This window comes from Bacillus sp. FAU18 (assembly GCF_056033885.1).
Genome location: NZ_JBVYHZ010000003.1, coordinates 1,955,010 through 1,980,247 on the forward strand (window position 1 = coordinate 1,955,010; position 25,238 = coordinate 1,980,247).

The following is a 25,238-nucleotide window of genomic DNA, read 5'->3' on the forward strand; positions in this document are numbered from 1 at the left end:
ACCAAGGGCGAACAGCCCTTGGTATCCCCTACACGCTATTGATCCAGCTCTTTCATTCGTTTCGTAAGCTCATTGAAAGCCTGATCAAGCTCCTTGTACCCTTTATCATTTGGCGTCATAAAACTGAGCTTGCCCAGCACTTCTTGTCTTTCTGTCTCAAGCTTTAATCGAAGCTCCTCCCGCTCATTTCTTTCTGAAGGAGCGTCGTTTAACTGCTTTTCGATGCCGTTGTTTGAGATGACGAGTTTACTGTTTGTTGTTTTTTCGAGAAAGTATCGGTCATGTGAAACCGCCAGCAATGTGCCGCTGTAGTGTGACAGTGTTTCTTCCAGCTGTTCGCGTGAAGGCAGGTCGAGATGGTTTGTCGGCTCATCTAAAATCAGCACGTCTTTTTCCTCCAGCATATATGCCATCAGCTTGATCTTTACACGCTCACCCATACTCATATGCTTGATCGGTTCAGTCCATTGGGCAGCTGTAAAACCTAAGTGTCTCATCAGACTTTGAACGTGCCCTCTTGCTTTGTATGTTTCATGATCAAATAACTCTTCCGGTGTTTGTTCTAAAGGCAAATCAAACACCTCTTGCGTTAAATAGCCGATATTTGCGGACGGCGATACCCATACGCTTCCCTCAGCCGTTTCCTGTCCCAGAATGATTTTCAATAATGTTGTTTTTCCGCTGCCATTGGGTCCTATGATCGCTACCTTTTCGCCGTGCTGAATTGTAAAGTTTGCGTTTTTAAAGAGGGTCCTTTCTCCAAACGCTTTTGTTACATTCTGAACTTCTAAAAAACGTTTTCCTGTTTTGTGGGTTGTATCGAATGAGAAGCGGACTGTATATTCTGGGGTAACGGGTTCCGCCTTTGCTTTTTCCAGCTCTTTTTCAAGCCGCTTCTGCTTGGATTTTATCTGGGCATCCGTACGCTTCGCTTTTACCCTGTGATATTCTTTAAACCCTTCCTTTTTCGTCGATTGGGCGTGGGCTTTTTCCGACCAAGAAGCGAGCTCATTCATTTGTGCTTCAATCCGTTCAACCATTTTTTGCTGCTTTTCATATTCACGCTGCTGGGCGAGTCTTTTCTTTTCCCGGAACTTCATATACCCGGAGTAATTCCCTTTGAATTCAATCAGCGTCTGATCCTCAAGCGACCATATTTTTGTTGCGGCTTCGTCTAAAAAATAACGATCGTGAGAAACAAGAATTACAGTGCCTCTATAACTTTTCAGCTGTTGAATGAGAAATTGCAAGCTTTTTTCATCAAGGTGGTTTGTCGGTTCATCTAACAGCAGCAGATCTGCATCCTCTGATAGTCCTTTCGCCAGCCGCGCTTTCAGTTTTTCACCGCCGCTTAACTGTTGGAAATCACGGACGGGCACACGCCATTTCTCCAATAATTTCTTTTCGGCAGGTGTCTGATCCGCAAAGGAATACGCCGCGGTTTCCTGTTCAACCATCGTCATTTTTATATCCTGCCGAAGGATTTGTCCCTGTGCAGGGGCTAAGTCATTGTGAATGAGGTGCAGCAGCGTAGATTTCCCAGCACCGTTTTTGCCGATAATCCCAATGATATCTCCTTGCTGAACACTGGCATTTATGTTTTTAAAAACAGTCAGATCCTTCACTTCATAGCTGACATTTGTTAATGTTACGATCTCTTTCATCCATATCCCTCGCTTTAAAGGGAGAATAAAAAAATCCTCCCAAAATGTGTTGGAAGGATTAGCCGCGCCGTTGCATGATCAAATAAGCTATTTATTTATAAATAGCAGTGTCGTATATATAGAAAATGGGCAGACTAATCCTATTTTTTCTGATTTGAAATATTGATTTCAAACGGTAAAAATAAGATTAGTTAATCATTGTCCACCCATCATCCCTTCTTGTTTGATTACAAATACTATAGCATACCTTCAAATTCAAAAGCAAAGGTCATTTTCATCAAAAAAACTCCTGCTCTCATTTTTAAGGCAGGAGTTTCGAGTCTTATTGATGCTTCGCTTTTCTCACTTTATAAATCACAATCAGCAAAATAAACCAAACCGGTGTGACAAATAAGGAAACACGAGTATCCTGTGCCAGTGCCAGCACAACCAGAACAAACGCCAGGAACGCAAGAATCAGGTAATTTGTAAACGGATAAAGCGGAAGCTTAAACTTGTTTGTTTTCGCTAATTCAGGTCTTGTTTTGCGGTATTTCATATGGCAGATGACCGTAATCCCCCAAATATAGATAAAGCATACGGTTGAAATACTTGTGATCAGGGTGAATACGCCTTCTGGCATAATGTAGTTTAACGTAACACCGATTAAAATCACGATAGCCGAAAAGAATAAAGCATTTCTAGGCACTTTACGCTGAGTCAGTTTCGCCATTGACTCAGGCGCATTGTGATCTTTCGCCAGGGAATAGACCATACGGCTTGTACTGAATACAGCGCTGTTGCATGCTGAAGCAGCGGATGTCAACACAACAAAGTTGATAATACTTGCAGCCCCGACGATGCCAACCGCGACAAATACTTGTACGAATGGGCTTTCGCTGGGATTGATGACATCCCAAGGATAGATGCTCATAATCACGAGAAGAGCCCCGATATAAAAAAGCAGCACACGGACAGGAATATTGTTAATCGCCTTAGGGATTACTTTTTCAGGGTTTTCTGTTTCACCGGCTGTAAGCCCGACAAGCTCAATGCCGACAAAAGCAAACACAACCATCTGGAACGAGAGGATAAACCCGTGCATGCCATTCGGGAACAGGCCTCCGTGGCTCCAGAGGTTTGTGAAGCTGGACACTCCTGAGCTTGTGGAAAAGCCTTTGAAAATCATCACAAGGCCAATGACGATTAACGCCAAAATGGCAATGACTTTAATCAAAGCAAACCAAAATTCTAATTCTCCAAAAAGCTTGACTGTCGCCAGATTCATAATCAGTAAAATAATAAGAGCGATTAAGCCAGGCACCCATTGCGGCACACCCGGGAGCCAATATTGAGTGTAGAGCCCGACTGCTGTCAGATCAGCCATCGCAATGGAAATCCAGCAGAACCAATATGTCCAGCCGGTGATAAATGCTGCCATATCGCCTAGGTAGTCTTGTACAAAATCCACAAAAGAGTGATAGTTCAAGTTTGATAACAGCAGTTCACCCAGCGATCTCATAATTAAAAAGCAAATGATCCCTGTGATCATATAAGCAAATAAAATCGACGGTCCGGCAAAATGAATCGATTTGCCTGAGCCGAGAAATAAGCCTGTCCCAATGGCTCCGCCGATGGCGATGAGCTGGATATGCCTGTTTTTCAAGCCTCTCTGCAACGTTTGCTGATTTATATTGTCTTTCGTCATGTCGTCTGTCACTTTATGTGTTCCTCCATTGAAAATTGTTTATTGAGTCAGCATTCTATTTTTAATGATTATTATAACACTAAAATTTCTATCTTTTTTACTAAAAAAGGATTGATGAAAAGAATTTTAATGTGATTTGGACTATTTCCCGAAAAAAGCGGCTCCATTTAGGGAGCCGCTTTCTTATGCTTTTTCAGTTTTTTTCATAAACAGGTAGAGCCCGTAATCTGTCGGTGCGGATGCGTAGCCTGCCTGCCGCAGCATTGCTGTGATATTGCCGCGGTGGTATGTCCCGTGATTGACAACGTGGGGAATCAGTTCGGAAACAGTTGTTTTCATGATGCCGCTTGAGGGATTTTGAATCTGGAGTGGCTTATTGAGCTGTTCTTTTTGCTGTAAAAATAGTGTAAAGCGCTCGGATAACCTCAGAAAAAGGTCTTCCATTTCCTCTATTTCTTTTGCCTCTGTCTGTTCTTTAAGCTGTTCAGCTAAAGCCAACGCATCGCTCAAGGTTTTGCCGGAAAACACTTCAATCCAGCCGAGATCAGAAAGATAAACATGAGACAATACATGGGATATTGACGGAAACACACTTTGAATTTCTTGATGGTATACCTCTTTTGGAAGCTCTTTTAATCGGTTGAATATTTGTTGATTGGCCCAGACGTTATATTCATACAATTTGAATGCCAAATCTGACATGTTAAAATTCCCCCTTTCGTGTGTATATCTTCCATTATACACGAACATGAGTTCTTATGTAGAGTGCTCGTGAATAAAATCTGTTGACATATATGGTTTAGGGGAATAAACTAATTGGCATTGAACATAAAGTTTAGCGGGATAAACTATAATGAGGAGGGGAAGATATTGAATGAACAAAAGCTATGCCAGGCGATAAACCTGTTTGTGGAAGTCCTGCTTGAAGGGACAGAATTTGTGCATCGTGAAATCAATCAGGATGTCTTCAAGCATATCTCAAGGGAACAGGCAGACCTGTTGAAAATTTTAAAAGTCAAGGGCCCAACCTCTCCCGGCAGCCTGGCCATGTACCAAAATGTACATAAGAGCGCGATCTCTAACAGACTGAAAAAGCTGCTCGAAAAGGGATTGGTTCAATGGGACGACTGTCCGGCAAAAAGTGATAGGCGCTCTAAGCTTATTAACATTACACCCAGCGGTGAAAACATACTAGAAGAATTAGATTCTGCCATCTTTAATGCGCTCAAACCGCTGATCGATGATATAGATGAGGAACACTTACATTCCATCATCGAGATATTCACCATTTTAAAAAGTAAATTTAAAGGAGGAGATTCTGCCGAATGAGAGCAATCATCAAATTCAAGTGGGCAATTGCAGCCATAGTATTAGCACTAACCGTCGTTTTGAGTTTGTTTTCTCCGAACTTAACGGAGCTGGCCAATCAAAAGGGGCAGGCCCAGCTTCCCGCTGATGCTGTTTCAGAAAGGGCAAACGCCATTTTAAAACAAGCGGGAGAAGACAATAATTCGATCAGTGTTGTCTTTACATTAGACCACGCTTTAAAGAAAGAAACAGAGGACCAGCTCCGCGCCATGATCGATAAAATCAAAAAGATCGACGGTGTAGAAGAGGTAACATCTCCTCTGTCAGCGGAAAAAGAAGTCAAAGACCAGTTGATGTCGAAAGACAAGAAAACCGTTCTCATGCCTGTCACGATTACAGGTTCTGATAAAAAGGCGGAAAAAATTGCGGACGAGATTTATCAAATCGTTCCTGATGATTTGACGGCATATATTACGGGAGCTTCCCTTATCAACCAGGATTTCGCTCACAGCTCAGAGGAAGGGCTTAAGAAAACGGAAGTGATCACAGTCTGCCTGATCATCGGTTTACTGTTGATCGTGTTCCGATCTGTTGTGACGCCTTTTATTCCGATTGTGGTTGTCGGTTTTTCTTATCTGATCAGTCAATCCATACTGGGCATCCTTGTATACAATGTTGATTTTCCTATCTCGACGTTCACGCAAACCTTCTTAGTTGCGATCCTGTTCGGCATTGGAACAGATTACTGCATACTGCTTCTTACACGATTCCGTGAAGAATTGGCAAACGGGCATGATAAAAAAGAAGCGGCGCTTATCGCTTACCGCACGGGGGGAAAAACCTTATTTATCAGCGGATTTGCGGTATTGATCGGATTTTCAGCCTTAGGATTTGCGAAGTTTGCGATTTTCCAATCCGCAGTAGGGGTAGCAGTCGGTGTGGGAATTTTAATGATCATCCTCTACACACTGCTGCCATTATTTATGGTGACGCTGGGTGAAAAATTATTCTGGCCTTCTAAGAAAGTGCTGTCGCACAGTGATAACAAATTATGGGCGTTTCTCGGCAGGCATTCCGTCGCTCGTCCGTTTCTGTTTATAGTCATCACGGTCATTATCACGCTTCCGTTCATCTTGACCTATGATGACCAGATTTCATTCGACTCAACTGTGGAAATCAGCAGCGATTATAAATCTATAAAAGCTCTCGAGGCCATTAAGGATGGATTCGGGGAAGGAAAAGCGTTCCCGATCAATGTTGTCGTAAAAGGAGACAAAGATCTTACAACAGCTGATACAATCCCTTATCTAGGAAATATCAGCAAAGCGATCGAGAAAGTTGATCATGTTGACTCTGTTATGACCATTACGCAGCCGACTGGTAAAAAAATCAAAGATTTATATATTGATAACCAGCTAGGATCGGTTTCAGACGGGCTGGATAAGACGGTAAAAGGGATTGCCGATGTCCAAAGTGGATTAACGGATATAGAAAACGGACTGAATCAAATGGCAGGGCAAACCGGCTCGGCCTCAAATGGAGAGTCTGGCGGTTCACTGGGCGATGCGGCAGATGGCTTGGGCAAAATCAATCAGCAGCTGCAGCTCATGAGCAAACAGATTTCCCAAACCGGCAATACCGCACAGACCGTGCAGCAGCTTACGGCAATCAGCGGACAGCTTGGCCAGATTCAAACCGGCCTTGAACAAGCGAACCAGCAGCTCTCAGGCCAGCAGGCACAAGCCGGAACGCTGACAGAAAGCCTAAAGAAGCTTTCCGAAGGCGTGAAAAGCGCAAATGATGGCCTGACGAAAGTCTCTGACGGTATTACAGCTTCCAGTGATATGTTAGAGGACATGAGCAAAAGTCCAACTGTAAGAGATACAGGCATATTCATTCCTGATCAAGTAATGAAGGACAAAGACTTTAAGAAGTCAATTGACCAGTATTCCTTTGCGGACGGAAAAGGTGTTCAATTAAGTGTCGTTCTGGATTCAAATCCTTACTCAGAACAAGCTATTACGACAATAAACCAAATTAAAAAAGCTGTCGCAAACGAAGTTGACGGCACTCCTTTGGAGGATGCACAGATCGTATACGGCGGGGTCACGAGTATGAATGCGGACTTAAAAGAGCTGTCCACAACGGACTTCTCCAGAACAATGGTGATCATGATTATAGGCCTGTTTATCGTGTTAACCATTTTGTTCCGCTCCATGATCATGCCGATTTATATGCTCGCGTCACTGCTGCTGACGTACTATACGTCGATATCCATAACAGAATTAATTTTTGTAAATGGCTTAGGAAACGCCGGCGTCAGCTGGGCAGTACCATTCTTCAGCTTTGTCATCTTGATCGCGTTAGGGGTAGATTATTCAATCTTCTTGCTTGATCGATTTAAGGAAGAGGTGCACCTTGGCATTCAGCAAGGTGTCGTCAGGTCAATGAGCAAAATGGGATCTGTCATTATTACAGCTGCCATTATATTGGCCGGTACGTTCGCGGCGATGATGCCTTCAGGCGTCAATACACTGATGCAGGTGGCAAGTGTTATCATCATCGGACTCTTGCTTTACGGCCTTGTCATACTTCCGCTCTTCATTCCGGCAATCATTGCGACCTTTGGAGAAGGAAACTGGTGGCCGTTCGGCAGGAAGAAAGGAAAAGAATAATCGAGAGAAGAGTGATGAATGGTCATCACTCTTTTTTCATGACTAAACGACTAACTTCAGACGTGTTACCCGAAAAAGGTCAGACGATCAAACGGCGGCTGTACTTAAAAACAAAGAGCCCGGAAAACATTCCTGGGCTCTTTGTTTTTATTTCCATTCTGCAATTGTATCAATCGGCAGACGGTAGGAAGCATAGCCTTCATCTGCAGCTTTTCCGATAGAAAGTAGCATAACCGGTACATAACGTTCTTTATCTAATCCGAAGGTTTCCGCGATGTTTTCTTTATCGTATCCGCCGATCGGGTTTGTATCGTAGCCATGCGCGCGTGCAGTCAGCATCAGCTGCATGGAAACAAGACCTCCGTCAATCAGGATCGTTTCACGGTTGACCTGTGCCGGAAGCTTTTCAAAATGTGCGGTCAGCGCGGCGATTTGTCTGTCTTTGACCTCCTGCGGCATGTAACCGAGTTCCACAGCTTTTGAATAGATTTCTTCTAAGTAGTCTGCATTATTCATGTCTGCAAATACAGCGATGACAGCAGATGATGTTGTGACCTGTGTTTGGTTAAAGCTTGCAAGCGGTGCGAGTTTTTCTTTTCCTTCCGGGCTGTCAATGACAAGAAAACGCCATGGCTGCGCGTTAACAGAAGATGGGGCAGTTGTTGCTTCCTCTAAGATCTCTGTCATTTCTTCTTTGCTGATTTTTACTGCCGGATCATAGTTGCGGATAGAACGGCGGCCTTTCATAATTTCCATAAAATCGTTTGTTTTGATCATGTTGATACACTCCTCTTAAGCTTCGATATTATCTATATTGTTTCGCATGCGCGCCAGCACATCAATGAGCAGGCGGCGTTCTTCTGCGCTTACATTTGCGAGCATTTCCTTCATGAAACGCTCCTTTTCCTTCTTAGAAGACTCAATTCGCTCTCTTCCTTGGTCTGTTAACCGAACAAGGGTGATGCGGTTGTCCTCAGGCTTGCGCCGCCTTGATACCATGCCTTTGGCTTCCAGCTGTTTCAGGTGTCTGGTAACGGCTGCGCTATCGATATTTACTTTCTTTTGAAGGTCGCTTTGACTGATCTCATCTGCATGATAAAGCAATGTCAGCAATTCCAAACGAGATTGGCTGATGCCCGTGCATGCCTCGAACTTCACGCCAATCACCTTGTTCACGCCTTGCAGCTGATATAAAATCTCGGCTTCCTCTGAACAAAATGACGCCAAAACCCATCCCTTCTTTCCTGTCAAAACTATTAATTGATATATCAATGATTGACACGTCAATTAATATACAACGAATGATTTCATCTTGCAAGCCATTTGCATCTTCGAAAAACCTCCCAGAGGAATATCACTTTGCCGAGCCCATGCTCAAGCGGCTTTCACAGGCTGAAAGTTATGATACAATATACAAATGTTTCACAGCTCCAATCCATAGTTGGAGCTGACATCCATTATATAAGGGACTAGGTTGAAGGGAAGGTTTGATAACATGCTGCACAATCCAACTGGAAAAGAACGCTTGGCACTAGCGTTTCTGCTCGGCATGCTTGCTATATTGGGCCCGCTTAATATAGATATGTATTTGCCAAGTTTTCCTGAAATCGCGGAAGATTTATCAGCAAGTGCTTCACTTGTTCAGTTAAGTTTAACAGCCTGTCTGGTCGGACTTACGATCGGCCAGCTGATTGTCGGGCCGGTCAGCGATGCGCAGGGAAGACGAAAACCGCTATTAATCTGTATTTTTTTATTTGCGTTATCTTCTCTGTTTTGTGCACTGTCGCCCAATATAACAACTTTAGTGGCTGCGCGTTTTTTACAGGGCTTCACTGCTTCTGCAGGGCTTGTGCTGTCTCGCGCAATCGTCCGCGATGTGTTTACCGGAAGAGAGCTTTCTAAATTTTTCTCGCTGCTAATGGTCATTACCGCGGTGGCGCCAATGGTTGCGCCTATGACAGGCGGTGCCATTTTGCTTTTGCCGTTCGCAACGTGGCATACAATTTTTTACGTTCTCATGATCATCGGATTTTTACTAGTTCTTCTGATTGCATTGAGGTTAAAAGAAACGCTTCCGCCGGAAAAACGGATTCCAAGCTCAATCGGAACATCCGTCAAAACGATGGGCAGCCTGCTGAAGGATCGGTCCTTTATGGGGTACGCGTTAACTGTCGGATTTATTCACGGGGGAAGCTTTGCATATGTGTCTGGTACGCCTTTTGTATACCAGGATATCTACGGGGTGTCTCCGCAGGTATTTAGTATTCTTTTTGGCATTAACGGACTGGCGATTATATCGGGCAGCTTTATCATCGGACGCTTTGGCGGAATCATTCATGAAAAAAGCCTGCTTCGTATAGCGGTCATTACGGCTGTGATTGCGACGGCTGTGCTATTAACCATGACCATGATTCACGGTCCTCTTGCTACATTAGTCATATCCATTTTCATTTACATGATTACGATCGGCATGGTTCTGACCAGCACGTTTACCTTGGCCATGGAAAGGCAGGGGCACCGCGCCGGAAGTGCAAGTGCGCTGCTTGGAATGCTTCCGCTGCTCCTCGGTTCAATCGTGTCACCGCTTGTAGGCATTAATGAGACAACAGCCGTTCCGATGGGAGCCATCATGTTTGTAACAGCTGTCATCGGCTCACTGGCGTTTTTTGGATTAACGAAAGAACGAGTAGGGCAGAATTCATAAAAAAAACCTGACATGACGTCAGGTTTTTTGTTTTATTTAGAATAATAACAGTAGGCCTGCAATCGCCGGAGTCAAAAAGATGGCTGATTTCAAAACCACCTTTGGCATAAGGTTGGTGAATTTTGCGCCTACATAGGCACCGCACATTGTCCCGACCAGAACTTTGATCAGCAATACATAATCAACAAAACCTTCTGTGATATATCCGATGCCTCCACCTACAGCCAGAGGGATGATCACAAGCATCGTCGTTCCGACAGAATGGCGAATGGACAGATTCAGCATAATCATTAAACCGATTTGAATAAAAGGTGCCGACCCTATGCCGAATGTGCCGGAAAGAACGCCGGCTACAATTCCTAAGATGACCGCTCTCGTATACGTTGAAAGAGTGCTTTGATTCACTTGAGCCTTCTCTTTTAAAATAAATAATCTGATTAAAATGAGAATTGCTGATAAAAATAACATTCCAGCCGTCAAATAATGAAGCAAATCAGCCGGAATAAAAGATGTCAGCTTGGCGCCGAAAAATGAGCCAACCGCAGCAAAGCCTCCGACTATTAAGCCGATTTTCATTTGAATGTTGCCCTCGCGATAGTGGCTATATGCCCCTGATAAGCTTGTAAAAGCCATGCCGGCAAGCGAAGTGCCTAAAGCCGTATGAATCGGGATATGGAAAAGAAGCGTTAAAAGGGCAATGACAAAGCCGGCTCCACCGGCGCCAATAAAGCCTAAAATAATTCCTAGAAGAAACATAACAAGAATAATGAGCATATTTTTTCCTCCATTGAAAAGATGTAAAAATGTAATCGTGCGCTATTCTGGCGGAGGTATGGTGTCCTATTGACGAAGAAAAACACGCCGTTTTTTCAGTTGCCAGTAGTCCGTCGACCGTCGTTCAGCAAACATATCGTACCTCAAATTCTGGGATCTGACAAGGCAGTTTGTTGCTTCCCATTACCATCTGTTATATGATTTTGATGAAGAAAAGCCCTTGAATATATTCAAATGAGGTATTATATATGGACGATTTTAAATTAGATAAGCCGACTCCCTACTACCTGCAATTTTATAACCAGTTGAAAAAAATGATCTTTAACGGGACTTTTAAGCCTGGGGAACGGATAAACGAAACACAGCTGGCGAAAAGCTTTGGCGTCAGCCGCTCTCCGATAAGGGAAGCCATGCGATTGCTTGAGAAAGATGGTTTGTTAAAAGCAGATGACCGAAATGGGTTTTCGATCACGTCATTAACGGCAAAAGATGTAGATGAGATTTATAAAATCAGAATTCCGCTGGAGCAGCTGGCAGTCGAATTAGTCATAGACGAAGCGGACGAAGAAGAGCTGACCATACTCCAAAAACAGCTTGAAGAAACAGAGAAGGCGATTCACAACGGCACGGAAGATACGGAAATCATTCGTTTAAACCAAAAATTTCATGAGCTGCTGGTTGATTTCAGCCATAACAGACATTTGAAAAATTTGCTTGAGCATGTAAATGATCTGATTCATTTTTGCAGAATCCTTAATTATACCGGCGACCACCGTGCAGAAACGATACTGAGTGAGCACCGCAGGATATTTGAAGAAGTGAAAAAGAAAAACAAAGAAGCAGCCAAACAGCATGTGCTGGCTCATTTCAATCATGACTGTGAGCATTTGAAGCATGTGCTTGAAGAAGGAAAAGAGAATTGATTTGTATAATCCGGTACCAAGGGGGAGCAGAACCCTTGGTATTTTTTTATGTATTCACCACATATCTAAGAGGCCCCGTTAATAAGATTTTATGATGGTTTGACTAACGAATAATGGGGGTTAAACATGTTTATCCATATCGTCGGGCCTGGTGATTCTTTGTTTTCGATAGGCAGAAGATACGGTGCTTCTGTTGATCAAATACGGGGTGTGAATGGTTTAGATGAAACGAATATCGTGCCGGGGCAGGCTCTGCTTATCCCTCTTTATGTATATACAGTCCAGCCGGGAGATACGCTTACCGCCATTGCAGCTAAAGCGTTTGTGCCATTAGAGCGTCTGCGAGCCGCCAATCCGGGCATCAGCCCAAATGCTTTACAAGTGGGAGCAAAAATAACGATTCCTTCGATCTCAAATTACATTGCGGGAACATTAAGTTTTTACGTGCTCCGAAATCCTGACCTCGATCGGGAGCTGATCAATGATTATGCGCCATACTCGTCTTCAATTTCGATTTTCGAATACCATATTGCACCGAACGGCGACATTGCAAACCAATTGAATGATGCGGCTGCTATCGAGACAACTTGGCAAAGACGGGTGACGCCGCTTGCGACCATAACAAACCTTACATCAACAGGATTCAGTACAGAACTCGTTCACCAAGTCCTGAACAACCCGACAGCGAGAACCAATCTGGTCAACAATATTTATTACTTAGTTTCCACAAGGGGATATGGCGGTGTGACAATCGATTTTGAACAGGTGAGCGCCGAGGATCGTGACCTTTTCACTGGTTTTTTGCGTCAGCTGAGAGATCGCCTTCAGGCGGGAGGATATGTGCTGACGATAGCTGTTCCGGCAAAAACAAGCGATAATATCCCCTGGCTGAGAGGCTATGATTACGGAGGAATAGGAGCGGTTGTTAATTATATGTTTATCATGGCTTATGATTGGCATCATGCCGGAAGTGAGCCGGGTCCTGTAGCGCCGATTACTGAAATAAGGAGAACCATTGAGTTTACGATTGCGCAGGTGCCGAGCAGAAAAATCATTATCGGAGTCCCGCTCTACGGGTACGACTGGATCATCCCGTATCAGCCGGGCACAGTTGCTTCAGCGATTTCAAATCAAAACGCAATCGAAAGAGCGATGAGGTACCAAGCCCCGATACAATATTCAGCCGAATATCAATCACCGTTTTTCCGGTACAGTGATCAGCAGGGGCGGACGCATGAGGTATGGTTTGAGGATGTCAGGAGCATGAGCCGGAAGATGCAGATCGTCCGCGAATACAGATTGCAGGCTATTGGCGCTTGGCAGTTAACGCTGGGCTTTACACCGGGCCCATGGCTTCTGCGGAAATTTTTTACGATCAGAAAAGTATAAAAAAAGACACCAGAGCTTGGGTGTCTTTTTTTTTTGATTAAGTCCAGAGCAGCAGAATAGTTCATTCATTTGTACCTTGCATGGGTTGTGTTCCCATTTTACGATTAGTAGTAGTCTGATCAAACAAAGAGTCAGAATACGATTTGAGAGGGAGTTGTCTACATGAAGACAGTATTGATTTTGAATTTTCCTGCGGAAGGCCATGTGAATCCTACCTTAGGCATTACAAAAGCGTTTTCCGATAAGGGATATGATGTCCATTATATATCCACTGAAAAATATAAAAAACGATTAGAAGCAGCGGGAGCAACGGTCCATCTTCACCGGGATCTGCTGCGAACGACACCTATTCATGTCGGTTCGCCCAATGGCATTCTTGATTTCGTGAAAATCCATATCAAAACGTCATTGGACATTTTACAGATTGTCAAAGACTTATCTAAGAGCATTCAATTTGATTTTGTTTATTATGATAAATTCGGCGCGGGGGAATTGGTAAGGGATTACTTAGATATTCCAGGAGTCTCTTCATCGGCGTCTTTCTTGTTTGGCGAGGAGCACCTGAAAATCCTGCCGTTGCATCCGGAGTCTGGAGCGCCGCTTGAATTGGATCAAGAGTGCAAAGACCTTTTGGAAAAAATGAAAGAAACGTACGGTGTTGCCCCGAAAAACCTAGTTCAATTCATGAACAATAAAGGGGAATTGAACGTAGTGTATACAAGCCGTTATTTTCAGCCAGAAAGTGATCGTTTCGGGGATGAATGTCTGTTTATCGGGCCGAGCTTTCCAAAGAGAGCGGAAAAAATAGATTTCCCGATTGAACAGCTAAAAGATGAGAAGGTCATTTATATTTCAATGGGGACTGTACTGGATCATACAGAGGATTTCTTCAACCTTTGTATTGATGCATTTTCAGGCTTTAACGGAAAAGTCGTCATCGCTGCCGGAGAAAAAGCGGACCTGAAAAAATTAAAGCAGGCGCCGGAAAACTTTATCATTGCTCCGTATGTCCCTCAGCTGGAAGTGCTGGAGCAATCGGATGTTTTCATTACACACGGCGGAATGAACAGCGTAAACGAAGGCATTCATTTCAGCGTGCCACTGGTTGTCATGCCTCATGACAAGGATCAGCCGATGGTGGCGCAGCGTCTCTCTGAACTCCATGCAGGCTATGTCATCTCTAAAGATGAAGTCAATGCCCAAATATTAAAACAAGCCGTAGATGAGGTTTTGCGCAACGATCAGTATACGGCAGGCATTAAAAAAATCAATCAAAGCTTCAAAGAATGTATGGACATGGAAGAAGTGATGGAGCGGATTGATGAGTTGATTCGCCAAAAAAACAAATAAGAAAAAGAACTCCCGTACCTTGTACGGGAGTTCTTGATTTAAAACTTGATTTTGATTTTTTGAGCATCACTGATTTTCTTATGGTTATGGTCAAAGACGTCACTTGTCGTGATTTCGATCCACTTAATCTCTTTTGTTTTCTTCTCAGCATCCGCGGCCTTATCATGAGCATGGCCGCTTGAAGCGTTCACAATAAAGCCGAGATTTCCGGACTTTTCGGCGCCGCCTTCCAATTCGCCGTTTAACTCTTCAAGATAAATATCTTTGTTCCAATCAAAGGTTTCCCCCGTATTTGTTTTCATCAATGCAATCGGCGCAACATTTACATTTTTTGAAGAGGTGTTCTTGATATCAACGAAAACCTTAACAAAATCAAACTCTTCATCGTGTGTTAACTCATGAAAGTAATCAATCATGCTGTAGTCCGGGCGCAAGTGGATCAGCTTCATTTCTTTTACTGTTAACTCCACGTCGCCAATTTTATAGGTTTTGTTCACTTGTTTGATATCTTTTAAGACAGCTTTTCCTTTATCATCTGAAAACGTTTGGCCGACCTTAAGCAATGACCGGTCATCAGTTACCTGGGAATTAGGCTGATAATCATCTGTGCTGTCCTTCTGGAATGCAGTGCTTTGCGGCTCAGCTTTTACTGTTTTCTCCCCGCTTGCATGCTGTTTTTCAGTACTGGCGTTTGATGAGCAGCCCGCAAGCATGATAGCAAAAACGAAAATTGAAAGAATTCTTCTCATGATGATTCCTCCATTAAAAAGAGATCCCGTTACTTCATACAAGCAACGGGACACCTTGTATTCTTTTACTTATCGTTAATCTTAATATTGTATTGTAAAGCTTTGAAGACATTTTTGGCGATTTCTGTATTGTCGATTTGGCCGGCAAATGTCTCACTAGACGGACCGTATGCATAGACGGGAACATCTTCACCGGTATGTCCGCCTGTTGTCCATCCAGTGTGAGAGCGTTTATTAAAGATGTTCTCGATTGCGTTATCGATATCCAGTACTTCCTTCGATTTTGCCGCTTCTTCAACAGATTGAATTTCGGCTTTTGTTAAAGCCAATTTTTTTTGATCGATATATGTTTTCAAAGTTTTTTCAACATCCGCGCCGTCAGCGATCTTTTCTGCCATAAAGTCAGGTGTGCGTTTTGCGGCTTTAATGGGTTCACTGAACCAATTGTAGATGCCGTCCGCACCGATGGAATATCCGCCGGTTGAGTGGTCAGCCGTTGCGACAACCAATGTGTGCTTGTCTTTTTTAGCGAAATCAATAGCCGCCTTATAAGCTTGTTCGAAGTCTTCCATCTCGCTCATGGCGCCGACGATATCATTGTCATGGCCCGCCCAGTCAATTTGGCTGCCTTCCACCATGAGGAAGAATCCGTCTTTATCCTTGTTTAATTTTTTAATGGCTGTGTTTGTCATATCTTTAAGTGATGGAATATCCTTCGTCCGGTCAATCTTTTTAGGCAGGCCGCCGTCAGCGAATAGGCCGAGAACTTGGCTGTCTTTGTTTTTCAGCATGTCCTTGCGGTTATCCACATAGCTGTACCCCGCTTTTTTGAATTCTTTAATCAAATTACGGTCCTTACGGTCAAAATTGCTCTTTCCCCCTCCTAAAAGGACATCAATTTTGTGCTTGCCGTTGACCATCTCATCAAAATAATCATCCGCAATTGAGTTCATATTTTTTCGGCTGTGGTCGTGTGAACCGAAAGAGGCCGGAGTGGCGTGTGTAATTTCTGAAGTGGCCACAAGTCCTGTTGCTTTTCCTTTTTCTTTCGCAGCTTCAAGCACCGTTTTGGCTTCTGACCCGTCGTTATCCACGGCTATGGCATTATTGTATGTTTTGATTCCCGCAGACATAGCCGTTGCCGCCGCTGCAGAATCCGTTACATTTTGTTCAGGATCATCGGGGTAAGTTGTTTGCTGGCCGACAAGATACTGATCAAAAGCCGTAGGCTCCACAACTTTTGTCTTTTTATTATCCTTTAAGTATCGATAAGCGGACGTATAAGAAACACCCATACCATCACCAATCAGAACAATAACATTCTTAATTTCGTCGTGGTTCCCCTTTTTCTTTTCCTGGGCGCTGGCTTCAGGCACACTGCCGCTGGCTAAGCTGCTGAACGCAATTGATGATAAAACCGCGATAGGCAGTAATTTCTTCGGGAATTTTTTCAACTGGATAACCTCCTAAATATAGATGAATCTCAATGACAACCCAATTATATTTTTAAACTGTTAAGCTAGTATTAATCGATTTTAAAGATTGGATTTACAAGAATAATGAACTGCTATCAAAAGAAGGAAAGAGTGATAGTACTAAAGAAATAAATGGGAGGAATAGATACTGGCCGTGGATAGGCGGACTGAAATCTGCTATAGTCGGCATAGAAGCAACCCGCTTACATCTTGAACAATTTAAAGTATTACGTTGGAAAGAGGTATTGTGTAAGCACATGTCTGAGCAATTCATATGGAGTGGCATCATTTTATTTTAGGAGGGAACAACATGGACGTTTTTTCTGAGTATTTAGCGGGGATTGATGACCCGTTCCGCCGAGAAAGAACGGAAGAGGTGTTGACTTGGATCAAAGATAAATATCCAAATTTACATACAGAAATAAAATGGAACCAGCCGATGTTTACGGATCACGGTACATTTATTATTGGCTTTAGTGTTTCTAAAAAGCATTTAGCTGTCGCTCCTGAAAAAGTAACGATAGCGCACGTAGCGGATGATATTGTGAAGGCAGGATATGACTACACCGAGCAGCTAATACGTATCCCTTGGAACGGTCCAGTTGATTACACGCTACTTGAGAACATGATTGAGTTTAATATTCGGGATAAGGCAGACTGCTCCACTTTTTGGCGGAAATGAAGAAAAAGGCATAATATATGAGCTGTATAAAATATGCTATGCCTTTTCATTTGTCTATTTTTCGTTTTGATCATCTATTGCTGCTTTTCATCAAACAAGGTCTTTTCATTGAACGTAAGCTGACTCGCAGAATAATGATTACCTTGTTTCCATTTCACTTCAATCGTAATATCATGGCCTTCAAGCTCATGTTCATCTAACCGCTCTAAAAAAGAAACGGACTTTTCTTTTGCGCTTCCATCAGAAAAAGTGCCTCCAGCATAATCATGCATCGGGATTTCCGTGTCAGAACTCAGCAGAACTTCATCATCCTTTTTTACAATCAGTGATTCCAAATAAGTGTTGTCTGTTTCATGTGGTTCACCGATCCAATAAAGTTCGCCGCTGTATTCATTTGGTGCATCTTCATTTTTTTTGAAAACAGCTTCCCAATTCTGGTCTTTGCTTTCTCCCTGCCAATTCGGATACTCCAAACGAACATGATGAATCAGGTGATAGGAAAAAAAGATCAAGCAGAAAGCGATTAATAGGAATGCCGTGAAAATGAGAGGGTATTTATAATGACTGGACATAAAAGACTCCTATTCGTTTAATCAATTACCTTCGAAAATAGAATTTCATCCCGAATCAAAATGCCGTTTTCAGCCACCTCGGGAATCTCCGGCTTGAGTCGGCGCGCTTTTTCAACTGCGTTCGGAAACACTGCGGCGAATTGATAGCCTCTCTTTTGATAAAACGCCATCGCATGTACATTATCATTCGTTGTGATAAGCTTTATTCGTTGACAATGTGCATATTTAGCCGTCTCTTCAACCTGCTGAAGTAAAGCTGTGCCGATTCCTTTATTTTCAATCATACTATCTAATGAAATAATTTCACAATCTTTCCCATCTATCAAGTATGTAATACAGCCAATGATTTCGCCGCTTTCATTTACTGCGGCAAATCCATCTAATTCATCACACCGAAAAATGCCGCTGGAAATCGCCATCTCGGATGTACCCCAATGCTTGGCAAAAAAATCGATCAACATATGTTTCGCTATCTCATTGTTTGGGATGATGATCATCATAACACTCCTCTATTGAAAGATTGCATATGTACTATCAATATAAACAATATATAACAAAAAAATAGATGTTGAGGTGACGGCATGGAAATCAGCGATGTCATTTACGGGCAGCACCATATAGACGGAGTGCTGGAAGAGCTTATCAAAAGCGCTCCTGTGCAAAGATTAAAAGGAATCTATCAAGGCGGAGCAAGCTTTTTAGTCAATCGAAAGTGGAATGTGACCAGGTATGAGCACTCCATCGGCGTAATGCTCCTCATCAAAAAGCTCGGAGGAACGATAGAAGAACAGATTGCGGGTCTGCTCCACGACGTATCACACACAGCTTTTTCTCATGTGGTCGACGTTGTCTTTGAAAATCAAGCAGAAGACTATCATGAAAACATCTTTCAACAAGTCATTGTTCACTCTGAAATCCCGGACGTTCTAAAAAAATACGGCTATCATACTGAAGAACTTTTATCTGACGATTCAAGGTGGACATTGCTCGAACAGCCCGCACCGGAGCTGTGTGCTGATCGGACAGACTATACGCTGCGTGATATGTACCGATATGGACACATTAGCCTGCACGAAGCGCAAACCTTTTTGGATCATCTTATTGTGAGAAACGGAAGGATGTTTCCTGATAGTATTGAAGCCGCCGAATGGTTTGTCAGTGTGTACTACAAGGAAGTGATTGATTTCTTTTTGAATCCCGTGAATGTATATGGATATGAGTATTTAGCGCGAGCATTGAAGGCAGCGTTGCGGCATGATGTCATATCCGCAGAGGATCTGCTGAAAACGGACCAAGAGGTACTGAACATCCTGCGTGCATCAAAAAATGAAGAAGTCCTGGGCTTGCTTACATCTATTCATCCCGGCATACAAGTAATAGAGGATGACATCCAGTACGATTTCCATCAAAAGAAGAAAATGCGCCTAATCGATCCATCCATTTTTCTTGATGACGAATGGATCAAATCCTCAGATGCTTCTGAAAAGGTGAGGAAAATGGGTGAGGCCGCTTATCAAAAAGCAAAAAAAGGTGTGTATATAAAAATCTTAAATCAGTAAATGCCGCCTGACAGCGGCTTTTTTTCATGTTTGGCTTTGCAAACAAAGGGGAATAGGACAAACTGCGGGAACGCTTTATGAGAATATCAGCGTATTTACATACCGTTCGGGGGTATAGTATTATCGAGAGGCCATGTTTTCATTGTCTGCGGGCAAAAGTTACAGGAAAAAAATGAAGCAAAGGAGAATGAACATGAAAATCTCTAAAAATGCACTGGGAATTCTGATGTTATCTCTTGTTTTTGTTTTATCAGCATGCGGCAATAACAACAGTACGAAAGAAAGCACACATGACAATCATTCAGACTCCTCAACACATGAAGAGATGGACCATTCCGGATCAGCTGACGTTCCAGAGGGATTACAGGAATCTAAAAATCCGAAATACAAAGTAGGCAGCCAGGTAACCATCAATACTTCCCATATGAAAGGCATGAAAGGTGCCGAAGCTACGGTAACAGGCGCCTATGATACAACGGCGTATGTTGTTTCTTATACTCCGACTAATGGGGGACAGCGTGTGGATCATCATAAATGGGTGATCCAAGAAGAAATCAAAGATACCGGAGATAAAACGTTACATCCCGGAGATCAGGTGATTTTAGAGGCTTCTCATATGAAAGGCATGAAAGGAGCAACAGCCGAGATCGACTCCGCGGAAAAAACAACTGTATACATGGTTGACTATACATCGACAACGAGCGGCGAAAAAGTGAAAAACCACAAATGGGTCATAGAAGATGAGCTTTCAGCTAAATCATAAAAAATCCTCCTTTTACAAGGAGGATTTTTTTGCTGTCTGAACAGGTCTTGTTAAAGAAATGAAAGCAAACAGGACAGCGATGATCACAATTGACCCGCCGCACCATGCTGTTGACACTACAGTACCCGTCTGATCCAAAACAACACCGCCAATGGCTGAGCCAAGGGCAATTCCGACTTGGAGGGCCGACGTGTTAAAGCTTTGCTGAATGTCAGACGAATCAGGTGCAATTTCAATTAAATAGCTTTGCTGAGCCGGGGCGAGGCTCCAGCTCAGAAGACCCCAAATCACCATGACAGGCAAAAAGAAAATCATAGACGATGTAGACAGCGGCAGTAAGAACATAATGATGGCAAAGGAACCGGTCACCAGCAAAATGCTCTTAAAGGAACCAAGCCGGTCAGATAGCGCTCCTCCGAAAGGGCCTCCGCATACAGCAGATATCCCGAAAAGGAAATAACAAATGCTGACCCAGAAAGAGCTCAGGTGAAGAGTCTCTTCTAAAAACGGCGCAAAGTAAGCGTAAAGCGTGTAGTGGCCAGCTAATGTAAACATCGTGACGAGGTGTGAACTCGCGATTTTCAGATTACCGATCGTCTTGAGTTGTTCCCGGAAAGGAATCATTTTCTCCGCCGGTATTCTTTCAAAGAAGATTGAAATAATCAGCATGGAGATCAGCGCCAACAGGCCGATGCCAAGGAACAAAATCCGCCACCCGAAGGAATCGCTGATTAAGATTCCGAGCGGCACGCCTAATGCGATAGCAGAGCTGAAACCCATAAAAATAATTCCGATTGCGCGGGCTCTGTATTCAGGCGCTACAATTTTCGGGGCAATTGTTAAAGAAAGCACAACAATCAGCCCTGTACTCATTGCTGCCAATACCCTAGATACCATCAGTGTTGCGAAATTAGGGCTGAAATAGGCGACAAGATTGCTAAGGAAGAAAACAAATAAAGCAATTAGATATAAGCGCTTCCGCTCAATCTTCGCAGTCAATGCCAAAAGCAGCGGCCCAGACACTGCATATCCCAGCGCAAACACACTGATCAACTGTCCGGCTGAAACAATGGAAATGTCTAAATCATTTGCGATCTGAGGAAGAATTCCCCCCACAATTAACTCAACCAATCCGACTGCAATCGTAGAAGCTGCAAGCAGGAAAACTTTGAAATTCATAACAAACTCCTTTACTTAAATGTTTTGATAAATAAAAAAAATCCTGATTACAAAAAATGTCATAAACAAATTTTGTAATCAGGATTTTACGGTTCCTGGTAGACACCCTCAAACCATATTATTGAGGTTATACAAGTGATAATAGCTATTTAATTGATTCGTTTCCGTTGATGAGTGTACCACATTATGAATGAATCTTCCATAGAAAAATTTACAAAATGATGAACCGGACAAGTATATGATTATATTTATTTTATAAAAGTATAGACATTTAAAGATAAATGACTATAATAATCCATGTAAGCGTTTTAATCACAAGGGGGGATAGCAGTTGAAAAAAATATTACTCGCGTGCAGTTCAGGAATGTCTACCAGTTTATTGGTGACAAAAATGAAGGAATACGCACAGTCTATCGGTGAGGAAGCGGAGATTTGGGCTGTTGGCCAGGATAAAGCAAAAGAAGACATGAGAAAAGCGGATGCCGTTTTGATCGGTCCGCAAATGAGCTTTCTGAAAAGCGAACTCCAAAAAGAGGCGGATCAATACAACATTCGGGTTGAAGTCATTGACATGATGGCATACGGAATGGCAGATGGGAAAAAAGCGTATGAGCAGGCATTGTCCTTAATGGAGAATCAATAATGGAACAGGTGAAAATCACGAATTTAACAGATGAACAAATCAGTTTTCAGCTTATCCTGCACAGCGGCAATGCCCGCAGCTGCATCATACAATCACTGCGCGCCTACAAAGAAGGAAACAAGGATGAGGCGGATGCCCTCATTGCCAAGGCTGAGCAGGATTTATCCGCGGCCCATGCCATTCACTTTCAAATGATACAGAAGGAATCCGGCGGAGAAGCACAAGCTTTCTCATTGCTGCTCATGCATGCAGAGGATCATCTGATGTCAACATTATCCATGAAAGAATTAGTGAAAGAGATGCTTGATCTCTTTAAAACCAAGAATCTATAAATAATCGGGGTGGATAGGGTGTTCGAGAAAATCAGCCAATTCCTTGTTCCAATTGCAGGGAGGTTAAACAATAACCGCTATTTGCAAGTGCTGCGTGATGCATTTATGCTGGCTTTCCCGCTGACGATATTCGGGTCCATTTTTGTCGTGTTAACGAATTTGCCGTTTCTAAACAAAATCATGAACGCCTCAATGCTTACGTCGTTTCAGTCTCATTTCGGCATTGCCTCCACGGCGACAATGGGCATTATGTCTGTCTTTGTTGTGTTCGGGATAGGCTATTACCTGTCAAAAAGCTATCAGGTCGAAGCTGTATTTGGCGGAGCGATCGCTTTGGTTTCCTTTTTGCTCTTAACGCCATTTATCATTCAGCCAGAAACAGGAGATGCCATTACAGGGGTTATCCCGGTCGACCGTCTCGGTGCAAAAGGGATGTTTCTTGGGATGATTACGGCATTTCTTTCTGGTGAAATTTACAGAAGAATTGTTCAAAAAAACCTGACAATCAAAATGCCAGCCGGCGTTCCGCCTGCTGTAGCAAAATCATTCGCCGCACTTATTCCGGCTTTTATCACATTGACTGTATTTTTGCTGATTAACGTAATGGTGACTCTGTTTTTTAAAACAAATATGCACGACGTCATTTATCACGCGATACAGGCTCCGCTTGTCGGACTTGGAAGCGGTATCATCCCAACGCTGATTGCCGTGTTTTTCATTCAAATTCTTTGGTTTTTCGGACTGCATGGACAGATCATTATCAACTCCGTGATGGATCCGATTTGGAATACATTGCAGGTAGAAAACCTTTCTGCTTACACGGCGGGAAAAGAAATCCCTCATATTATTTCAAAACCGTTTATGGAGATTTATACAGTAGGGATGGGCGGAACCGGGATGACGCTTGCGATTGTGTTTACCATTCTCATATTCATGAAAAGCAGGCAGATGAAGCAAGTATCAAAACTTGGCCTCGCCCCCGGTATTTTTAACGTAAACGAACCGATTATCTTCGGGCTTCCGATTGTCATGAATCCGATCATTATTGTGCCTTGGGTGCTGGCACCGATGGTTGTTACGCTCGTCACCTATCTGGCTATGTCAGCCGGGCTCGTTCCGCCTCCGACTGGTGTGACGGTGCCGTGGACGGTTCCATTATTCATTAATGGCATCATGGCGACGAACTCAATCATGGGGGGCGTGATGCAGCTTATCAATCTGCTGATTGTCTTCGTGATCTGGTTTCCGTTCCTAAAAGCAATGGATAAATTAAATCTGGCAAAAGAAAAAGAACAGGCTGTGCAGGATTCAGCTGCTCAGCAAAATGATAACAGCATAAAAATGTGACATAAGGGGAGAGAGACTTGGCACAAACAGAAAAATATCGTTTTCCAAAGGATTTTTGGTGGGGATCATCGGCTTCAGCAACACAAACGGAGGGTGCCGCCGACAGAGACGGAAAAGGCCAGAATATATGGGATTATTGGTTTGAAAAAGAACCGCATCGTTTTTTTGATCATGTCGGCCCCGCAGACACATCCCAATTTTACGACAACTATAAAGAAGATATCAGGCTGATGAAGGAGCTTGGCCACAACTCGTTCCGGATGTCGATTTCCTGGTCACGTTTAATACCAAACGGAACGGGCGAGATCAACGATAAAGCCGCAAATTTCTATAACAATGTCATTGATGAGTTGATCGCTAACGGAATTGAACCTTTTGTCAATTTGTTTCATTTCGATATGCCGATGGCGCTTCAAAAAATCGGCGGCTGGGTCAACAGAGAGACGGTTGACGCGTATGAAAACTATGCAAGAACTTGCTTCCGTTTGTTTGGCGGCCGGGTGAAAAAATGGTTCACGCATAATGAACCAATCGTTCCCGTAGAAGGCGGATACCTATATGATTTTCATTATCCAAACAAGGTCGATTTTAAAGAGGCCGTCCAGGTTGGATTTCATACGATGCTATCAAGTGCCCGTGCCATTCAGGCTTACAGGGAGATGAAGCAGGACGGAAAAATCGGTATCATCTTAAATTTGACCCCTTCATACCCGAGAAGCAGCCATCCGGCGGATGTGAAAGCCGGGGAAATCGCAGACGCGTTTTTTAACAGATCTTTTTTAGATCCATCTGTCAAAGGCGAATTTCCCAAAGAGCTGGTTGACATTTTGATGCATGAAGGCTTTATGCCAGATTACAACGCTGAAGATCTTGACATCATCAAAAAGAACACGGTTGACCTGTTGGGAGTGAATTATTATCAGCCGAGACGTGTGAAAGCGAAAGAACATCTTCCGAATCCCGACGCTCCTTTTCTACCGGACAGATATTTTGATCCCTACGTCATGCCGGGCCGCAAAATGAATCCGCATCGCGGCTGGGAGATCTATGAAAAAGGCGTTTATGATATTTTGATTAATTTAAAAGAAAACTACGGCAACATCGAGTGTTTTATCTCTGAAAACGGTATGGGGGTTGAAAGTGAAGAGCGCTTCAGGGATGAACAAGGCATCATTCAAGATGATTACCGGATTGAATTTATAAAAGAGCACCTCAAATGGATTCACCGCGCCATACAGGAAGGATCAAACGTAAAAGGTTATCACTTATGGACGTTCATGGACAACTGGTCTTGGACAAATGCCTATAAAAACCGATACGGATTTGTATCAGTCAATCTTGAGAAAGACGGAGAAAGAACCGTCAAAAAGAGCGGAAAATGGTTCAAAAAGGTTGCTGAGCATAGCGGTTTCTAGATTTTCCTAAAGGTCAAGATCTTCCGGCAATCATCATAACGAATAGAG

The 25,238-nt window shown here is 43.2% G+C and carries 24 protein-coding genes and 1 riboswitch; of the genes, 13 read left to right on the forward strand and 11 right to left on the reverse strand.

What is annotated here, in order from left to right:
* Positions 1-35: 35 nt before the first annotated feature.
* The 3 genes from vmlR to dinB form a co-directional block, all read right to left on the reverse strand.
* Entirely contained in the window at positions 36-1,664 is a 1,629-nt protein-coding gene (vmlR, locus tag AC0OMU_RS10485; RefSeq protein WP_100506843.1) for an ABC-F type ribosomal protection protein VmlR, read from the reverse strand.
* 322 nt (positions 1,665-1,986) lie between these two features.
* Entirely contained in the window at positions 1,987-3,363 is a 1,377-nt protein-coding gene (locus AC0OMU_RS10490; RefSeq protein WP_014475969.1) for an amino acid permease, read from the reverse strand.
* Positions 3,364-3,534: 171 nt separating this feature from the next.
* Positions 3,535-4,053 carry a damage-inducible protein DinB gene (dinB, locus tag AC0OMU_RS10495; RefSeq protein ID WP_015482874.1) on the reverse strand — a complete coding sequence of 173 codons (519 nt, stop codon included), beginning with the start codon at positions 4,051-4,053 and terminating at the stop codon, positions 3,535-3,537.
* Between the two features lie 168 nt (positions 4,054-4,221).
* Between dinB and AC0OMU_RS10500 the strand changes: the two genes are divergently transcribed.
* Both AC0OMU_RS10500 and AC0OMU_RS10505 read left to right on the forward strand, forming a co-directional pair.
* Positions 4,222-4,680, forward strand: a complete 459-nt coding sequence (locus AC0OMU_RS10500) for a MarR family transcriptional regulator (protein WP_474241160.1) — start codon at positions 4,222-4,224, stop codon at positions 4,678-4,680.
* On the forward strand, positions 4,677-7,334 hold the full coding sequence (locus AC0OMU_RS10505; protein WP_181218357.1) for an MMPL family transporter: 2,658 nt from the start codon (positions 4,677-4,679) through the stop codon (positions 7,332-7,334). Before AC0OMU_RS10500 ends, AC0OMU_RS10505 begins: the two co-directional genes overlap by 4 nt.
* A 147-nt stretch (positions 7,335-7,481) precedes the next feature.
* On the opposite strand, the gene AC0OMU_RS10510 is transcribed toward AC0OMU_RS10505, so the two are convergent.
* Positions 7,482-8,111 carry a nitroreductase family protein gene (locus AC0OMU_RS10510; RefSeq protein ID WP_003234135.1) on the reverse strand — a complete coding sequence of 210 codons (630 nt, stop codon included), beginning with the start codon at positions 8,109-8,111 and terminating at the stop codon, positions 7,482-7,484.
* A gap of 15 nt (positions 8,112-8,126) precedes the next feature.
* Positions 8,127-8,621 carry a MarR family transcriptional regulator gene (locus tag AC0OMU_RS10515; RefSeq protein ID WP_072557150.1) on the reverse strand — a complete coding sequence of 165 codons (495 nt, stop codon included), beginning with the start codon at positions 8,619-8,621 and terminating at the stop codon, positions 8,127-8,129.
* A gap of 208 nt (positions 8,622-8,829) precedes the next feature.
* Here AC0OMU_RS10515 and AC0OMU_RS10520 point away from each other — a divergent pair, with 208 nt between their 5' ends.
* Positions 8,830-10,038, forward strand: a complete 1,209-nt coding sequence (locus AC0OMU_RS10520; RefSeq protein WP_474241161.1) for a Bcr/CflA family efflux MFS transporter — start codon at positions 8,830-8,832, stop codon at positions 10,036-10,038.
* 36 nt (positions 10,039-10,074) lie between these two features.
* Here AC0OMU_RS10520 and AC0OMU_RS10525 read toward each other — a convergent pair whose 3' ends face one another.
* A complete protein-coding gene (locus AC0OMU_RS10525) occupies positions 10,075-10,812 on the reverse strand; it encodes a sulfite exporter TauE/SafE family protein (protein WP_015482876.1) in 738 nt (245 codons plus the stop codon).
* 248 nt (positions 10,813-11,060) lie between these two features.
* On the opposite strand from AC0OMU_RS10525, the gene AC0OMU_RS10530 reads away from it, so the two are divergent.
* The 3 genes from AC0OMU_RS10530 (at position 11,061) to AC0OMU_RS10540 (ending at position 14,474) form a co-directional block, all read left to right on the forward strand.
* The gene (locus tag AC0OMU_RS10530) at positions 11,061-11,735 is read left to right on the forward strand and encodes a GntR family transcriptional regulator (RefSeq protein ID WP_038828168.1); all 675 of its coding nucleotides are present in this window, start codon (positions 11,061-11,063) and stop codon (positions 11,733-11,735) included.
* Between the two features lie 126 nt (positions 11,736-11,861).
* The gene (locus tag AC0OMU_RS10535) at positions 11,862-13,124 is read left to right on the forward strand and encodes a glycosyl hydrolase family 18 protein (RefSeq protein ID WP_474241162.1); all 1,263 of its coding nucleotides are present in this window, start codon (positions 11,862-11,864) and stop codon (positions 13,122-13,124) included.
* 162 nt (positions 13,125-13,286) lie between these two features.
* Complete coding sequence (locus AC0OMU_RS10540) at positions 13,287-14,474, forward strand: macrolide family glycosyltransferase (protein ID WP_047182166.1); 1,188 nt, start codon at positions 13,287-13,289, stop codon at positions 14,472-14,474.
* Positions 14,475-14,512: 38 nt separating this feature from the next.
* Here AC0OMU_RS10540 and AC0OMU_RS10545 read toward each other — a convergent pair whose 3' ends face one another.
* Together AC0OMU_RS10545 and phoB are read right to left on the reverse strand one after the other, a co-directional pair.
* Positions 14,513-15,223 (reverse strand): membrane lipoprotein lipid attachment site-containing protein, encoded by a 711-nt coding sequence (locus tag AC0OMU_RS10545; RefSeq protein ID WP_181218361.1) that lies wholly within the window; start codon positions 15,221-15,223, stop codon positions 14,513-14,515.
* Between the two features lie 65 nt (positions 15,224-15,288).
* A complete protein-coding gene (gene phoB, locus AC0OMU_RS10550) occupies positions 15,289-16,677 on the reverse strand; it encodes an alkaline phosphatase PhoB (protein WP_015382905.1) in 1,389 nt (462 codons plus the stop codon).
* A 331-nt stretch (positions 16,678-17,008) separates the two neighbouring features.
* On the opposite strand from phoB, the gene fra reads away from it, so the two are divergent.
* Positions 17,009-17,380, forward strand: a complete 372-nt coding sequence (gene fra, locus AC0OMU_RS10555) for an iron chaperone frataxin (RefSeq protein WP_181218365.1) — start codon at positions 17,009-17,011, stop codon at positions 17,378-17,380.
* 74 nt (positions 17,381-17,454) lie between these two features.
* Here fra and AC0OMU_RS10560 read toward each other — a convergent pair whose 3' ends face one another.
* The gene (locus AC0OMU_RS10560; RefSeq protein WP_181218366.1) at positions 17,455-17,952 is read right to left on the reverse strand and encodes a YdhH/YoaO family protein; all 498 of its coding nucleotides are present in this window, start codon (positions 17,950-17,952) and stop codon (positions 17,455-17,457) included.
* 17 nt (positions 17,953-17,969) lie between these two features.
* Positions 17,970-18,452 (reverse strand): GNAT family N-acetyltransferase, encoded by a 483-nt coding sequence (locus AC0OMU_RS10565; protein WP_181218368.1) that lies wholly within the window; start codon positions 18,450-18,452, stop codon positions 17,970-17,972.
* 81 nt (positions 18,453-18,533) lie between these two features.
* Between AC0OMU_RS10565 and AC0OMU_RS10570 the strand changes: the two genes are divergently transcribed.
* On the forward strand, positions 18,534-19,511 hold the full coding sequence (locus tag AC0OMU_RS10570) for an HD domain-containing protein (protein ID WP_181218370.1): 978 nt from the start codon (positions 18,534-18,536) through the stop codon (positions 19,509-19,511).
* Positions 19,512-19,653: 142 nt separating this feature from the next.
* Positions 19,654-20,274, forward strand: a complete 621-nt coding sequence (locus AC0OMU_RS10575) for a YdhK family protein (protein ID WP_181218393.1) — start codon at positions 19,654-19,656, stop codon at positions 20,272-20,274.
* Between the two features lie 12 nt (positions 20,275-20,286).
* Here the strand turns inward: AC0OMU_RS10575 and pbuE are convergent, their stop codons facing one another.
* Entirely contained in the window at positions 20,287-21,453 is a 1,167-nt protein-coding gene (gene pbuE / locus AC0OMU_RS10580) for a purine transporter PbuE (RefSeq protein ID WP_003234105.1), read from the reverse strand.
* Between the two features lie 55 nt (positions 21,454-21,508).
* Positions 21,509-21,608: riboswitch (purine riboswitch) on the reverse strand.
* Positions 21,609-21,784: 176 nt separating this feature from the next.
* On the opposite strand from pbuE, the gene AC0OMU_RS10585 reads away from it, so the two are divergent.
* The 4 genes from AC0OMU_RS10585 to gmuD are packed head-to-tail and all read left to right on the forward strand — an operon-like array spanning position 21,785 to position 25,190.
* Positions 21,785-22,096, forward strand: coding sequence for a PTS sugar transporter subunit IIB (locus AC0OMU_RS10585; protein WP_014112863.1), 312 nt, complete (start codon positions 21,785-21,787; stop codon positions 22,094-22,096).
* On the forward strand, positions 22,096-22,428 hold the full coding sequence (locus AC0OMU_RS10590) for a PTS sugar transporter subunit IIA (RefSeq protein ID WP_474241163.1): 333 nt from the start codon (positions 22,096-22,098) through the stop codon (positions 22,426-22,428). Before AC0OMU_RS10585 ends, AC0OMU_RS10590 begins: the two co-directional genes overlap by 1 nt.
* An 18-nt stretch (positions 22,429-22,446) precedes the next feature.
* A complete protein-coding gene (celB, locus tag AC0OMU_RS10595; protein ID WP_474241164.1) occupies positions 22,447-23,775 on the forward strand; it encodes a PTS cellobiose transporter subunit IIC in 1,329 nt (442 codons plus the stop codon).
* A 17-nt stretch (positions 23,776-23,792) separates the two neighbouring features.
* The gene (gene gmuD, locus AC0OMU_RS10600; RefSeq protein ID WP_474241165.1) at positions 23,793-25,190 is read left to right on the forward strand and encodes a 6-phospho-beta-glucosidase GmuD; all 1,398 of its coding nucleotides are present in this window, start codon (positions 23,793-23,795) and stop codon (positions 25,188-25,190) included.
* Positions 25,191-25,238: the final 48 nt, after the last annotated feature.